The organism is Cystobacter fuscus DSM 2262 (assembly GCF_000335475.2).
GTDB classification, from domain to species: Bacteria; Myxococcota; Myxococcia; order Myxococcales; family Myxococcaceae; genus Cystobacter; species Cystobacter fuscus.
In genome coordinates this window covers 238,713-252,330 of sequence record NZ_ANAH02000007.1, presented here as the reverse complement: position 1 = coordinate 252,330, position 13,618 = coordinate 238,713, and the positions used below count along the sequence as shown (strand labels likewise).

Genomic DNA, 13,618 nt, shown 5'->3' with positions numbered 1-13,618 from the left:
GACAGATGCCCGGTCGAGTCGTGATTGCCAGCGCGGTGCGTACCCCGTTCACCCGCGCGAGCAAGGGAGAGTTCAAGGATACCCGGCCCGATACGCTCGCGGCCCTCGCCATCAAGGAGGCCGTGGCGCGCGTGCCTTCCCTCAAGCCCGAGCAGGTCGAGGACGTCATCCTCGGCTGTGCCATGCCCGAGGCGGAGCAGGGGATGAACGTGGCGCGCAACGCCTCGCTCCTGGCGGGGCTGCCGGACACCGTGCCGGGGATGACCATCAACCGCTTCTGCTCGTCGGGCGTGCAGTCCATCGCCCAGGCGGCGCAGGCCATCCAGGCGGGGTCCATCCAGGTCGCCGTGGCCGGTGGCACCGAGTCCATGAGCATGGTGCCCATGGGCGGCAACAAGGTGAGCGCCAACCCGGAGATCATGGAGAAGTTCCCCGAGGTCTACACCTCCATGGGCGCCACCGCGGAGAACATCGCCTCGCGCTACAGCGTGTCGCGCGAGGACGCGGACAAGTTCGCCTACGAGAGCCAGCGCAAGGCGGCCACCGCGCGCGAGCAGGGCAAGTTCAAGGACGAGATCTTCCCCGTCACGACCACCGTGTACGACGAGGAGGGCCAGGCCAAGCAGGTGACGGTGTCCGTGGACACCATCCTGCGCCCGGAGACCACGCTGGAGGGGCTCGCCAAGCTGCGCCCCGCCTTCAACCAGAAGGGCGTGGTGACGGCCGGTAACGCCTCGCCGCTGACGGACGGCGCCGCCGCCGCGGTGGTGATGAGCGAGGAGAAGGCGAAGGAGCTGGGCGTCAAGCCGCTGGGCTACTTCGTGGACTTCCAGGTGGCAGGCGTGCCGCCGGAGATCATGGGCGTGGGCCCGGTGCCGGCGGTGAAGAAGCTCCTGGCGAAGAACAACCTCAAGATCGAGGACATCGACGTCTTCGAGCTCAACGAGGCCTTCGCGGCGCAGGCGCTGCACTGCCTGCGCGAGCTGGGCGTGCCCCTGGAGAAGGCCAACCCGAACGGCGGCGCCATCGCCCTGGGCCACCCGCTGGGTGTGTCCGGTGCGCGTATGGTCGCCACCATCCTGAGCGAGCTCAAGCGCCGTAATGGCCGCTACGGCGTGGTGACGATGTGCATCGGTGGCGGCATGGGCGCCGCCGCCCTCATCGAGCGCGCGAAGTAGTCTCCCGCATCCAGACGTCCTGTTGCTCCGCGGCCCTTCCTGGCATTCCAGGAGGGGCCGTGGTGTTTCGAGCGCCCGTCAACTTCACTTCGTCGTTCCTCAAAGAACACCTGCCATCGATCTTGGAGCGGTAGGCTGGGCCGGATGAACGGCCTGCGTTATTGGGGAGACGCTCTTGCCGTGCTCTACGTCCTGCTGGGCGCTTGCGTCACCACGCCTGTCCCTGCGCAGCGGGAGGGCTTGGCGCCCACGCCTATGGTCTCGTGGGAAGAGGCCCGAGGAGACCCGGCGTGTGTCATTCCCTCCTGCGACGAGGCGGGCTGTACTCTCTGGCGCTGTCAGACGCTGGAGGAAGAAGACTCCGCGCCCGTGGTGTTGGCACGAGGCACGGTGGGCCTTCGTCCGCCCCCGATGGCTCATCCCGGTCGCTGGTGGGGACGTACTCTGGCCGCGCCCACGGGCGTGGAACCCGTCTTCGAGATTCCCTGGCACCACTGGAACACCCGCGGCCAATTCGCGCGCAAGGCGCGTCCCCTTTCCTGCATCCCGCCTCCAGAGCCCCTCGAGAAACACCACATCTTCCCTCAGCAACCAGAGTTGGTGAACTGGTTCAAGCTCAAGCAAATCGACATCCACGCCTACACCATTCCCCTCCCCAGAAGCTTCCACGCGGGACTTCACAGTGGTGGTCCACAAGGAGGACAGTGGAATCAGGCCTGGAGGGAATTCCGAAAGGAAAATATAGGAGCAACCCAGGAGGAGATCTGGCAGTTCGCGTTCACTCTCATGTCGAGATTCGGTGTGAATGCTCAGTTCGTGCCCTATTACTGCCGTTGACGAAGGCGGCCGGAGCATCCGGAAGTGCGTTACTTCATCATCGAGGAAGACAAGGCGGCAGGCTACACGGGCTCCATCGACGGCACTCACAAGTGGGGACTCCCAGGTGTCTTTCGTTGCCCCACCTGCCAGTCTACCTGGGGCGATAACTCCAGAGCATATCCCTCGGTGGACCTCACTCCAGTGGCTTCGCTCGCCGATTTCGAGGAGGTGCGCGCCGAGCCCATCGAGGAATATGAACGCTTGTGTGCGCTGGTCCGTCCCCTGCTCCCTCCAGACGCTCTGCCGGAACCAGGAATGTCGTTAGGACCCCTCGTGGGGCGAGCAACGGGGCGCTTTGGAGCGCTTTCATCTCCTTGGCCATGGTGGCTGTTGCTTCAACGCGAGGCCCTCGAAAAGCTCCAGGCCGAGGGAGTTCGAGGGCTCAAGGGTTGTCCTCATCAACTCCACTTCCGCCAGCGCCAGCCCCCCGAGTTGCTCGAACTGGAGTTTCTCGACGCGGGCCGTCTGCATCCAGACTGCCTGCCACCCGACCGCAAGCCGCCTTGCGCTCGCTGTGGTCGTGAAAGGCGGACCTTGCCCAAGAGCCGGTTGCTGGACGCCTCCACGATTCCCGTTCACCTCGACCTGTTCAGGTTGGTGGACTTCTCCACCGTCATTGTCTGTACCGAGCGCTTCGTCGACGCCTGCCAGCGACTGCGCCTGGATGGCGTCGCCTTCCAGGCTCTCCCGGTACGATGAGTTCTCGCTCCTGCATTGCCCACCTGCGGTACATGCCTCGACATTCCAGGAGGGGCCGTGGTGTTTTCCGGCTCATGAACCTCCGCGTCTTCGTCCCTTTGGCCGCGCTGTTCCTCATGGGTCTCGCCCCGACTCCTCCGAAGGAGGACGCCGCTCCCCGGAAGCCCCGGGCGCGCGCGCTGGGCATCACCTTCGGTGGCCAGGCGGGCCCGCTCGATGCGATCACCGACGTGCCCGGGGTGGAGGTGGGCCAGACGACGCTCATCTCCGGCGAGGGCAAGCGCACGGTGGGCCAGGGCCCGGTGCGCACGGGCGTCACCGCCGTGCTGCCCCGGGGCCGCGCCCGGCTGGCCGAGTCCGTGTTCGCCGCCACCTACGCCCTCAATGGCAATGGCGAGATGACGGGCACGCATTGGGTGAACGAGTCGGGCCTGCTCACCGGCCCCGTCATGCTGACCAACACCAACAGCGTGGGGGTGGTGCGCGACGCGGTGGTGTCGTGGGGCGTCCAGCATGGCGCGGCGTGGGAGCTGGCCCTGCCGGTGGTGGCGGAGACCTATGACGGCCTCCTCAACGACATCGATGGGTTCCACGTGAAGGCGGAGCATGCCGTGCGTGCCATCGACGGGGCGCGTGGGGGACCGGTGGCCGAGGGGAACGTGGGCGGCGGCACGGGGATGATCTGCCACGGCTTCAAGGGAGGGATTGGAACGGCCTCGCGCCGGCTGCCCGCGTCGCTCGGGGGCTACACGCTCGGCGTGCTGGTGCAGTGCAACTACGGCAGCCGCTCCCTCTTCTCGGTGGAGGGGGTTCCGGTGGGCCAGGAGATCAAGGATCTCTTGCCCTGCCACACGGGGAACGAGGCGCCTTCCTCCGCGTTCACCAAGGACTTGAAGCCCTGCGCCCAGCGAGCGGAAGTCGCCCCCCGCTCCGTGTCCGAGGGCCTGGGCTCCATCATCGTGGTGGTGGCCACGGACGCCCCGTTGCTGCCGCACCAGTTGGGCCGCATCGCCCGTCGCGTGCCGCTCGCCATCGGGAAGATGGGGGGCCTGGGCGAGGACTCCTCGGGTGACATCTTCCTGGCCTTCTCCACCCAGCCGACGAAGCCGCCCGCCGGGAGCCGGGTGGCGCAGGTGGGCTTCCTGGACAACGAGCACCTCAACCCGCTCTTCGAGGCGACGGTGCAGGCCACCCAGGAGGCCATCCTCAATGCCTTGCTCGCTGCGGAGACCCAGACGGGCGCCGATGGCGTCCGAGTCTTCGCGCTGCCACATGACCGGCTCACCCAGGCCCTGCGCAAGTACGGACGGCTGCCGCCCGCGCGTTGAGGCGTGTTCTCCAAGGGTGATAGGTACAGCGGATGCTCGGCCTGCTACGACGACTCGGATTGGCGGTGATGGCGGCGAACCCTGACGCCGGGACGATGGCTCTACCCGAACCGCTTCAATCCGTGGCCTCCTGCTCGCTGCCCTTCCGTCTCGGTGAAGCCGAAAGGCAGACGGCGAAGTTCGTGGAGGTGGGCGGGGAGCGGGCCGTCCGCGTCCAGGAGGCGAGTGAGTCCTGGGGCACGACCGGGCTCGTGGCGAGCAGGGAGTGGCTCGTCATTCCTGGAACGTGCCGGCACATGGCGCTCTCCCTGTTATGTGGCGCGGGTTCGCCGGAGTGCTCGGCGCGAATCCTCCATCGCCCAGAGCAGCCGCCCACGGACACGGAGCGCGTGACACTCCGCTCCTGGTTGGGGGGTGACCCGCTCGACGCTCGGCGTCCCGAGCACCAGTCCGCCAGTGTTGGGCGGTTGGAACAACTCCCTCCGCCCTCGGAGGATACGGCCACCTCCATCACCGCGAGGGCCGTGACGCAGCCGCCCCCCAATTGGCTGCCGGGGCCCCCCGTATCACAGACACGGTCGTGGTCCGAGTCGGACACCCTCGAGGAGCCGTACGCCCTCGACGAGGGCCCGAGGGGATTCGTGGTCTCCGGCCGTGTCTACTCGCTGCACCGGGGTGACTGTTGTGTCCGCCCGAAGGAGGTCCGGACCTGGGGAAGCGCGCGGCTCCACGTCTTTTCCACGGGAGGCAAGTGGACCGTGCAGCGCACGTACGTCGTGCTCGAGCAGCCGAAGCGCGGCCGCTCCCAATGGCTCTTCACCGCGGGGCCTGGATTGCGTGTGTTGGGCGTGCACCAGGGCCGAGCGTGGCTGGAAGAGCCCGTGTTCATGGACCCGGGCTTCTCCCTGGTGGCCATCGAGCTGGACACCGGCGCGGTGTGGCATCTGGCCCTGGATGCCTCGCCCACGTTCGAGCCCGATGAGTACCGGGCGGATCGGGTGACACCGCAGGGCCTGCTGCTCAAGAGTGTCGAGGGCGGGCGGCGCGAGCCGAAACTCGTTTCCTGGGCTCCTTTGGAGCGGGCCCTCCGCGAGGCGAAGCCACCCACACGGTGACAGGATTTCCTTCGGTCATCGCTGGGTGGGTTGTCCGCTGATCCCGAGCCCTCTTTGTGTCTGATGCATCTGTCTCCTGGCGGATGCGCCTGCTTCTCCCCCTCGCTCTTCGAGCTGACGATGCAGGCCACGCATGATGCCATTCTCAAGGCGTTGCTCGCTGCGGAGACCCAGACAGGCGGCGCAGATCTTGTGCCGATTGAGTCTACGCTGTTTGAACCAAGCTGAGAGTTGATCGCATTCAGAGTTGGTTCTATTTCCTCTATCTAGGATCGCGTGAATAGCAGCGTGAGGGGCTAGTCTTTTCAACAACTCAATCTTCTTGGTGAGTCGTTGAGATTTACCCCAAAATCTGGAAACAGGCCCCACGCGAGGTGGCGCTGCGCTCATTGTAGACCAGCCCGTCCCCGCTCGTGCGGGGGGCGAGGAGCCCGTCACCAACCGCCGTAGGGGACGGTGATGGCCTCCATGAAGTGACCCGAGGGATCCTGGAAGTAGACCCCTCGGCCCCCGTCGTGGGTGTTGATCTCCCCGGGGTGCTGGCCGTGCGGGTCGGCCCAGTGCTGGATTCCGCGCTCGCGGATCTTGGAGATCAGCGCGTCGAACACGTCGTCCGAGACGAGGAATGCATAGTGCTGGCCGGGGATGTCGACGCCGGATTCGATGTAGTCGAGCGACACCCCGTCATCCAGCTTGACCGCCTGGAAGGGCCCGAAGGGTTGCGGCTCGGGCAGCCCGAGGAGCTCGGCGAGGAATCGCGCGGAGCGCACCTTGTCCTTCGCGGCGATGATCGTGTGGTTGAAACGGACGGTCATGGAGGGCTCCTTGTCGGCGCGCACCTCCATGCTACCCCGTCATGCCGAGCGGGGCGGCTCGGCGCCATACGCTGTCTTCCACTGAGCAAGCAGCGCGGAAGTGTCGTGCTCCCATGGATGGAAGCCGGGCCGGTAGTAGCTCAGGTACGGACCCAGCAGCCCGAGCATCCCTCCGGGTCGGATGAACAGGAATCGCGCGAGATCGAACCACTCGCGCACGGAGAAGAGGATGCCCTCCGCGTGCATCAGCCGGACCTGGTGCCCGAAGACGCGGCCCCAGAACGACAGCGTCGTCAGCAGCATGACGAAACACCGCGCCCGCCAGGTGCCTCCGATGGCGGTGTAGACGTCGAACGCCACGGCCTTGTGCTCGTTCTCCTCGGCGGCATGCCAGCGCCACAGCTCGGCCATCTTCGGGTGGGCCCCCTCCATCATCCGCGGATCCTTCAAGACGAGGCTCGCCAGCAGCGCCGTGAAGTGCTCCAACGCACAGGTGGCCGCGAGCTGTCTGCCGCGAGGGACGTGCGTGGAGACGTACCGCAGGTGCCGTTCCACCCGTTGCTCCATGGCCGCCACGGGGTAACCGTGGCGGGCGAGCATCTTGTTGTACCGGACGTGCTCCCGGCTGTGGTGGCCCTCCTGCTCGCAGAAGGCATCCACCTCTCGTTGGAGCCGTTCATCCTCCACCCGGTGGCGGTACGCCTTCACACTCGCCATGAAGAAGCGCTCGCCCGCGGGGAAGAACACCGACAGGTTGTCGAAGAAGAGCGTGACCGCCCGCCGTCCGCCGTGCCAGTACTTCGGCACGTCCGAGAGGTCGAAGCGAAAGTCACGCACCTCCGGGGGATCCCTTCTTGGCGCCAGGGTCGTCATCCGAGCCCCTCCCTTTCCATGCTTGGAGCCGCGGTAGGTTGGATGCGGAACTCCGTGAGCGTGGATTCTACCGCCCGGCCGCATCCACTTCCCGAGCACCCTCCGTCGCTGGCGCGTTCACCCAGGGTGGGGCCCTGTCAGGGTCTCCCGTCCCTGAACACGCCCGCGAGTGCTCGAGGGCGTGAGGTGTCGGTGACGTGGAGGCGCCGCCTGGCTCAGCGGCGCGGGCTCGTGGCGGTACTCTGTTGCGCGTTCCACTGGGCCGTCGATGCTGCCTCCTCCTCCTCGGTGACGAGCGCGCCTCCCACCGCGGCCGACACCGCGCCCGTCGAGACCTTCGTGTCCGAGTCCTTCGGCTCGCACACGCATCCGGCGGAGTTCCTGATGACGACCACCCCGGTCAACTTCATGCCCAGCTCTTCGCAGTTCGTGGCGCACTCCGTGGCGCGCTCCTTCGGTACCTTGCTGTAGGCCGCCGGCGTCGTTGTCAGACAACCCGTGGACAGCAGACAGCACAGCATCGCAAGCGTATGACGCATCGTGAGCCCCCCTGGTGACTGGTGGATGCTCTCGCTTCTGCTCGGGCGTGGACGCCCTGTCAATGCCCTTGCCTCTTGTGTCCGCTGCTCGTCAGGAGGGAGGTCCTGCGGACAGCATCATCTTCCTCCACCGCCGCCGCGCGCCCGCCACCAGCAGGCGCTGGTAGAGCGTGGGCAGCAGGCGCTGCAGCAGGTCGATGACCACGGCGTCCGAGCCGATGAGCTGGCGCCGCCGGTTCTTGAGGATGGCGGAGAGGATGTCGGACGCGGCGCGCTCGGGCGTGGTGGAGAAGAGCTTCTCGAAGTCCGCGGAGGAGTCCGGCCCCACCCAGCCCATCCGGGGGATGCTCCGGGCGCTCCGGGCGATGTTCGTCTTGATGCCGCCCGGGTGCACGCACGTGACGCCGATGGGGAGTCCCTCGACTTCCAGTTCCTGGCGCAGCGCCTCGGTGAAGCCCTTCACGGCGAACTTCGCGGCGTTGTAGGCCGCCTGGGTCGGCACGGCGATGAGCCCGAAGACGCTCGAGACGTTGACGATGTGGCCCTCTCCCGCCGCCTTGAGGTGCGGCAGGAAGGCCTTGGTGCCGTGCACCACGCCCCAGAAGTTGATGTTCATGAGCCACTCGAAGTCCTCGTACCGGGTGTCCTCGATGGTGGCGCCCAGGGCGACCCCGGCGTTGTTGATGACGAGGTGGACCGCGCCCAGCTCCCGCGCCACCTCGTCGGCCCAGGCGTGCACCGCCTCGCGATTCGCGACGTCCACCCGCGCCGTGTGCACCCGCGCGCCGTGGACCCGGCACTTCTCCGCCGTCTGCTCGAGCCCCTGCTCGTTCACGTCGGAGATGGCCACATGGCAGCCGTTGCGCGCGAGCAGCTCGGCCGTCGCGCGGCCGATTCCCGAACCCGCGCCCGTGATGGCCGCGACCCTTCCCTTCACCGACTTCATGGGTTGACTCCGCTCTGGTGGGTGTTGCCGCCTGCCTACCACCGGACGTGCAGCGAGGAGAACCCGCGGAAGGCCAGGCTGTGGTGCTTGATGGGCGTGTGCTCCTCGTCCAGGCGCAGGCCGGGCAGCCGTTGGAGCAGCAGCTCGAGGGCGATCTCCAGCTCGCGGCGGGCCAGGCCGGACCCGATGCACTGGTGCGGACCGAACCCGAAGCCCACGTGCCGCGTCTGCGTCATGTCCCGGGTGATGTCGAACCGATCCGGCTCGGAGAACACCTCGGGGTCGCGGTTGGCGGCGCCCAGGGCGAACATCACGTGCGAGCCCTTGCGGATCGTCTGCCCGCGCAGCTCGAAGTCCTCCACGGCGACGCGGCCGATGAAGGGCACCGCCGGGTTGAAGCGGATGCTCTCCTCGATGGTGGAGCCGAGCAGGCCGGCGTTGTCCCGCAGCGCCTTCAACTGATCGGGGGAGGTCAGCAGCGCATGGACGCAGTTGCTGAACTGGTCCGTGGTGGTGGTGTGCCCGGCGAACAGCAGCAGCAGCGCGTTGGAGACCACCTCCTCCGTCGTCAGCTTGCCCTCCTCCTCGGCGCTCACCATCTGGCTGATGACGTCCGGCCCGGGCGCGCTCCGGCGCTCCTCGACGATCCGCGTCAGATAGCCACTGAACGCCATCATCGCCCGGTTGACCTCTTTGCCGAGCACGCCCATGTCCGCGTCCGGCGCGGGGCTCGAGAAGTCGGCGATGGGCTTGGACCAGGCCCGGAAACGCTCGCGATCCTCCACCGGGATGCCGAGCAGCTCGGCGATGACGAGCGGGGGCAGCTCGTAGGAGATCTCCTTCACCAGATCCATCTGGCCACGCGCCTGGACGCGCTCGAGCAGCTGCTCCATCGTGTGGCGGATGGCGGGCCGCCATTTGTCGAGCGACTGGGCCGTGAAGCCCGGGTTCATGTTGCGGCGCAGCCGGATGTGCTCGGCGCCATCCTTCATGAACACCTGATTGCGGATGATCTTCATGAAGTCCTGGATGCTGGCCGGGCCGAGGCTCTGCACCTGGTGCTCGAAGAACGCCGTCCGGTTGGCGCTCAGGCGCGGGTCGCGGAAGCTGGCCACCACGTCCTCGTGGCGGGACACGAGCCAGGTATTGATGGGTTCCGCCCAGTACACGGGCGCCTGGCGCTGGAGCTCCCGGTAGAACGGAATCGGGTCCGCGAGGTTCTGGGGACTGACGGGGTTGAGATCGAACGGCACGGAGGGAGGCGTCATGCGCCCCATGTTACCGCATACGCCGCTCGGAGCTGGATTCCAGATGGTCTGGAAGCCTTCAGTGGACATGCAACTCCTCTCGTGCGGACAGCCGAGCAATCAATGGAAGACGGGTCCCATGGGGATTCCACGTCTCGTCAATATCGCGTGACGCCCCGTGCGGCTCCGCGCCATAGTCCCGCGCAGGAGGAATGGATGAATCTCGCGCGCTGTTTGGGGTTGACGCTCGTACTCGGCATGGCTGGATGTGAGCCTTTCGATCCCTGGTACGACTTCCCCGCGAATGACAACCGGTTGCAGTACGTCGGACGCGTGGATCGCACCAATCCGGAGGCGCCGATCTATGCGCACCCGGGGACCACCATCCGCTTTCGCTGTGATTGCACCGGCGTGGACGTGTCTTTCGAGGACAAGGGCAAGGGCGGCGACGAGCACACCAACTTCGTCAACATCCTCGTGGATGGCGAGCAGGCCGCCAAGGTCGAACTGCGGCCCGAGGGCGGGATGCTCCGGGGCGCACGGGCCCTGCCTGCTGGCGAACACGTCATCGAGATCGTCAAGCGGACCGAGTCCTATGCCGGCAACATCCGCTTCCTGGGGCTCAGCCTCCAGGGCAGCCTGTTGGATCCACCCCCCTGGCCCTTGCGGCGCATGGAGTTCATCGGCGACTCCATCACCTGCGGCTATGGCAACGAGGTGCGCATCTACGCCCCCACCTACACCGAGCCGAACACCGGCTACCACTCGAAGAACGAAGACATCTCCAAGGCCTATGGCTCACTGCTGGGCCGCAAGTACAACGCCGATGTGATCACCACCTGCATCTCGGGCATGGGCGTCTACCGCAACCTGAATGGCGCGACGGGAGACAAGGCCTTTCCCAACCTCTACCGGCGCATCTTCCCCGGCCAGGACAAGCCGCTCTGGGACACCGAGCTCTTCGAGCCCGAGGTCATCGTCATCAACCTGGGCAACAATGACTTCAACGTGCGCGATGAGAGCAACACGCCGAGCGCCCCGCCCGCCCAGCCCTTCCAGGACGCCTACAAGGCCTTCGTCCAGCAGCTGCGTGGGTACTACCCCGATGCGAAGATCGTCTGCACCCTCGGCCCGCTGATGAACGACAACTATCCCAAGGGCCGCAAGCACTGGACGCTCATCCAGAAGTACGTCTCCGACATGGTGGATGTCCTCCAGGAGGAGGGAGACTCGAATGTCTACTACTTCGCCTATACCCCCGTCCTGACCGACCCCTACGGCGAGGACTGGCACCCCACGGCCGAGGTCCATGCGGCGATGGCCAAGGAACTGGGCGCCTTTCTCGACGCGAACGTGTTCTGACGTCCGGCGGGAGGGCCCCGGGCGGCTCGGCCGCCGTGCGCGCGCCCGCGGAGATGATTGGGAAGCCGAGCATCGCGGGGGGGGAGGGGGTCCCTGGTCAGCGGCGGGCAAGCCATGTATGAAGCGCGCCCCGGGCGCGAGGAGGGTGCGGCGCCCGAGAGGAAGCCATGAAGGCCGCGGAGGTCATCGTCTTCGAGGGAGCCGATCCCCGGGAGTTCACACGCGTGGATGCCATCGCCCGGGAACGCGCCCTGGAGGGCCTCTCCGACTACCCCGGCTTCAAGAGCATGACCCTCTTCGAGGACTCCTCGCTCGGAACGCTCCACCTCATCTTGACGTTCGCGACGGAGTACGACCGCCTGGAGACGAACTCGGCGATCGAGCAGATCTCGCGTGTCGTGGCTCTCGCCCTGGGCGCCAGGACGGTGCGCCGCTTCGGGTGCCCCGTGTTCAAGGCCCGGAAGTGATGAGCACCAACGGATCGCGAACCCTCCCCAGGAGCCACACATGAGCGAGCCGGAGCCGGGAACGCTGGGTGAGCGTTGGCGCCGTGCGCTCGAGACGCTCTTCCGGGAGCGCGAGCCGGCGCTGCCCGCCTTCCTCTCCCTCTACGACGAGCACATCCAGTTCCAGGATCCGCTCCAGCATGTCTCCGGCCTGGCCGCCTACGCCGAGCTCAACCGGCGCTTCCTGGCCCGTGCCCGCCGGGTGGAGATCTCCGTGGAGGAGCTGGCCAAGCAGGAGGGCCGCCTCTTCGCGTCCTGGCGGATGCGCTTCGCGCCGCGCCTCGGGCCGGAGCTCACCCTGGAGGGGGTCAGCCACCTGAGGGGGCGCGAGGGGCGACCGGGTACAACTCGCTCACCGCGGGTTGTACGCGTCACCCTCTCTGTCTGCTGTTACCCCCTGCTTGCCCACTCGCAAACCTCATCTGGAGCAGGCCGGTTCACGCGCCTCAAGCACATGAAGTGCGGGAGAGCCGGTTACGTGGCTCTCCCGCAGTACTACATGAAGCCGCCGCCACAAAACCAATCGCTCGCTGCCCACGCATCATACGCCGCCGTCCGCCACCCGTTTCGGCGACTGTGGCGACAGCTCGCGGCGCGCTCCTGCAGATGCGACCGGACGGCATCGGTCCCAGTGGCAGCATGAATGTCGCCCAAGTAATGATGAATGTTGAACAGTTCCTCGGCGGCCTCGGTCGCGTATAGTCTAGCTAGCCCCAGCGTCTTGAAATGGGTGCGGACGCGCCGCTGGAGAACGACATCCCAGGTATTAGGAGCATCGACGTAGAATCGCAGTGCCGCAGGGCGCGTCTTAATTACTTCCGCGTAAAGCCAGCGCTCTTGGTCAATGTCATCAAAGTAGGGATGGAGCGGCACGTCTGTAGCCGCACGCGGGGCGATATCCAGCTTTGCCTTATTGCAGTCCGCGCAGGACGGCACGAGGTTGAGCGGCGCGACAGCCAATGCCGGATAGTGTGCCTTCGGTAGATGATGATCGAGCGTCGTAACGAGGCGCTGGGCGCACAGTGGGCACCGGCCTTGGGCCGGTGCCGAGATCAGCTTGTCGTAGATATCTCGTCCGGGTGCGCCCTTCTTCGCCATTCGCTGAGTATAAACCGCCTCCATTTCATCCTTGGTGATGACACCACCAACCAACGCCTCGCGGGCAATCTTATGAAGTTCCTGTCGCCCCGCAGCGACGTCGAACGCGAGCGAAGCATCCCCCTCCAGCGGGTAATTGAACGGGACGAAACGGGATGGGGGATGACGAACCCAAGGGGAATCAAGGCGATAGCGGGTAACAGCGCGTCCTGTTTGGGGTTTTCTATCGCCCTGCCCACGGGTTCGAATCCCATCGGGGACACACTGCCGCGCCTCAAGGGGTGGAGCGCCCGCCGATTTCCGGGAATCGCTCGTAGGCCCGCCTGAGTGCGTCCAGGTGGGCGGGGTTGTCCAGGTCGAGCGGCGCCTCGGTGAGCCGGACAACCCACCCGCCCGTCGCGGTACGCCGTGAGCGCGCGAGCATCTCCGCATCGCGGGCCGGGTCCGGGAAGCCGATGGCGTTTGCGGCCGCAGCCGACCAGTAGTTCAGCCACCCGAGGAAGTGCGGAATCTCAGGCGCGGGGATGTCCCATGGGAGTTTGAGCGAGGGCAGCCCTTCAGGCGGGACATGCGGAGCATCCCCCGGGTGGCGAAACTGCTGCGCCACTGTCTCGGCCACCCCATCCGGATCCATGTGTCCCCAGATCGCGTGAGCGCCCTCCGCTACGGCTTCCAGCGCATCCGCTGCCGCCGCAATACCTGCTTCGTCGTGTGGCAGCCTGGCGTGGACTTCAAAGTGTGGCGTCATGTCCGCGGCAAGGCCTCTCGCGTTCTCCCATCCGGTAAGCGTCACGACGCGATTCTCGTCGTCATTGCAGAGGAACGGAAACCCGTTGTCTGTCCTGTCTGTCGCGACCCACTCATCACGGTGAGGCAATGCAATGAGGTCGTCCCTTTCAGAAGTCGTCCACCCCAGCCGCAAGCCGGGAACCGCGCGCTCCATTCCATGGACGATGGCAAGAGGGCGCCCATCGTCGCCCACAAGCGCAGGTGCGTAGACGGTAAGGTGTAAGGATTTTTGCGTGGCTGCCAT

14 protein-coding genes and 1 pseudogene are annotated in these 13,618 nt (G+C 66.4%); 8 read left to right on the top strand and 7 right to left on the bottom strand.

Features of this window, described 5'->3' with window-relative positions:
- Nucleotides 1–5 precede the first annotated feature (5 nt).
- From D187_RS13360 to D187_RS13345, 5 genes are all read left to right on the top strand, one after another.
- Nucleotides 6–1,178 (top strand): thiolase family protein, encoded by a 1,173-nt coding sequence (locus tag D187_RS13360; RefSeq protein ID WP_002621205.1) that lies wholly within the window; start codon nt 6–8, stop codon nt 1,176–1,178.
- A 144-nt stretch (nt 1,179–1,322) separates the two neighbouring features.
- A complete protein-coding gene (gene sitA6 / locus D187_RS52250; RefSeq protein ID WP_076606155.1) occupies nt 1,323–2,015 on the top strand; it encodes a SitA6 family polymorphic toxin lipoprotein in 693 nt (230 codons plus the stop codon).
- A gap of 24 nt (nt 2,016–2,039) precedes the next feature.
- On the top strand, nt 2,040–2,756 hold the full coding sequence (gene sitI6 / locus D187_RS13355) for a SitI6 family double-CXXCG motif immunity protein (protein ID WP_043429628.1): 717 nt from the start codon (nt 2,040–2,042) through the stop codon (nt 2,754–2,756).
- A 74-nt stretch (nt 2,757–2,830) separates the two neighbouring features.
- Nucleotides 2,831–4,084, top strand: coding sequence for a DmpA family aminopeptidase (locus tag D187_RS13350; protein WP_002621202.1), 1,254 nt, complete (start codon nt 2,831–2,833; stop codon nt 4,082–4,084).
- Between the two features lie 68 nt (nt 4,085–4,152).
- Nucleotides 4,153–5,199: a hypothetical protein gene (locus D187_RS13345; protein ID WP_155893336.1), complete on the top strand. Its 1,047-nt coding sequence runs from the start codon at nt 4,153–4,155 to the stop codon at nt 5,197–5,199.
- 434 nt (nt 5,200–5,633) lie between these two features.
- Here the strand turns inward: D187_RS13345 and D187_RS13340 are convergent, their stop codons facing one another.
- The 5 genes from D187_RS13340 to D187_RS13320 form a co-directional block, all read right to left on the bottom strand.
- Nucleotides 5,634–6,014, bottom strand: coding sequence for a VOC family protein (locus D187_RS13340; RefSeq protein ID WP_043429814.1), 381 nt, complete (start codon nt 6,012–6,014; stop codon nt 5,634–5,636).
- 39 nt (nt 6,015–6,053) lie between these two features.
- Nucleotides 6,054–6,887: a metal-dependent hydrolase gene (locus D187_RS13335; RefSeq protein ID WP_002621199.1), complete on the bottom strand. Its 834-nt coding sequence runs from the start codon at nt 6,885–6,887 to the stop codon at nt 6,054–6,056.
- Between the two features lie 215 nt (nt 6,888–7,102).
- Nucleotides 7,103–7,426: a hypothetical protein gene (locus D187_RS53815; RefSeq protein WP_211241506.1), complete on the bottom strand. Its 324-nt coding sequence runs from the start codon at nt 7,424–7,426 to the stop codon at nt 7,103–7,105.
- 91 nt (nt 7,427–7,517) lie between these two features.
- The gene (locus D187_RS13325; RefSeq protein WP_002621196.1) at nt 7,518–8,372 is read right to left on the bottom strand and encodes an SDR family NAD(P)-dependent oxidoreductase; all 855 of its coding nucleotides are present in this window, start codon (nt 8,370–8,372) and stop codon (nt 7,518–7,520) included.
- Between the two features lie 35 nt (nt 8,373–8,407).
- A complete protein-coding gene (locus tag D187_RS13320) occupies nt 8,408–9,709 on the bottom strand; it encodes a cytochrome P450 (protein ID WP_020918008.1) in 1,302 nt (433 codons plus the stop codon).
- A gap of 126 nt (nt 9,710–9,835) precedes the next feature.
- Here D187_RS13320 and D187_RS13315 point away from each other — a divergent pair, with 126 nt between their 5' ends.
- The 3 genes and pseudogenes from D187_RS13315 to D187_RS59195 all read left to right on the top strand — a co-directional run.
- Complete coding sequence (locus D187_RS13315; RefSeq protein ID WP_002621194.1) at nt 9,836–10,981, top strand: SGNH/GDSL hydrolase family protein; 1,146 nt, start codon at nt 9,836–9,838, stop codon at nt 10,979–10,981.
- Between the two features lie 167 nt (nt 10,982–11,148).
- A complete protein-coding gene (locus D187_RS13310) occupies nt 11,149–11,448 on the top strand; it encodes a hypothetical protein (protein ID WP_002621193.1) in 300 nt (99 codons plus the stop codon).
- Between the two features lie 40 nt (nt 11,449–11,488).
- Nucleotides 11,489–11,812, top strand: a pseudogene (locus D187_RS59195) (nuclear transport factor 2 family protein); the annotation flags it as partial.
- Nucleotides 11,813–11,982: 170 nt separating this feature from the next.
- Here D187_RS59195 and D187_RS57725 read toward each other — a convergent pair.
- Together D187_RS57725 and D187_RS13300 are read right to left on the bottom strand one after the other, a co-directional pair.
- Nucleotides 11,983–12,639 carry an HNH endonuclease gene (locus D187_RS57725; protein ID WP_245591702.1) on the bottom strand — a complete coding sequence of 219 codons (657 nt, stop codon included), beginning with the start codon at nt 12,637–12,639 and terminating at the stop codon, nt 11,983–11,985.
- A gap of 220 nt (nt 12,640–12,859) precedes the next feature.
- A complete protein-coding gene (locus D187_RS13300) occupies nt 12,860–13,618 on the bottom strand; it encodes a DUF5953 family protein (protein WP_043429623.1) in 759 nt (252 codons plus the stop codon).

Bases quoted from the DNA above. Each gene is read 5' to 3' on its own strand.
- D187_RS13360 (WP_002621205.1), top strand. From the start codon at position 6: ATGCCCGGTCGAGTCGTGATTGCCAGCGCGGTGCGTACCCCGTTCACC.
- sitA6 (WP_076606155.1), top strand. From the start codon at position 1,323: ATGAACGGCCTGCGTTATTGGGGAGACGCTCTTGCCGTGCTCTACGTC.
- D187_RS13350 (WP_002621202.1), top strand. From the start codon at position 2,831: ATGAACCTCCGCGTCTTCGTCCCTTTGGCCGCGCTGTTCCTCATGGGT.
- D187_RS13345 (WP_155893336.1), top strand. From the start codon at position 4,153: ATGGCGGCGAACCCTGACGCCGGGACGATGGCTCTACCCGAACCGCTT.
- D187_RS13340 (WP_043429814.1), bottom strand. From the start codon at position 6,014: ATGACCGTCCGTTTCAACCACACGATCATCGCCGCGAAGGACAAGGTG.
- D187_RS13335 (WP_002621199.1), bottom strand. From the start codon at position 6,887: ATGACGACCCTGGCGCCAAGAAGGGATCCCCCGGAGGTGCGTGACTTT.
- D187_RS53815 (WP_211241506.1), bottom strand. From the start codon at position 7,426: ATGCGTCATACGCTTGCGATGCTGTGCTGTCTGCTGTCCACGGGTTGT.
- D187_RS13325 (WP_002621196.1), bottom strand. From the start codon at position 8,372: ATGAAGTCGGTGAAGGGAAGGGTCGCGGCCATCACGGGCGCGGGTTCG.
- D187_RS13320 (WP_020918008.1), bottom strand. From the start codon at position 9,709: ATGTCCACTGAAGGCTTCCAGACCATCTGGAATCCAGCTCCGAGCGGC.
- D187_RS13315 (WP_002621194.1), top strand. From the start codon at position 9,836: ATGAATCTCGCGCGCTGTTTGGGGTTGACGCTCGTACTCGGCATGGCT.
- D187_RS13310 (WP_002621193.1), top strand. From the start codon at position 11,149: ATGAAGGCCGCGGAGGTCATCGTCTTCGAGGGAGCCGATCCCCGGGAG.
- D187_RS13300 (WP_043429623.1), bottom strand. From the start codon at position 13,618: ATGGCAGCCACGCAAAAATCCTTACACCTTACCGTCTACGCACCTGCG.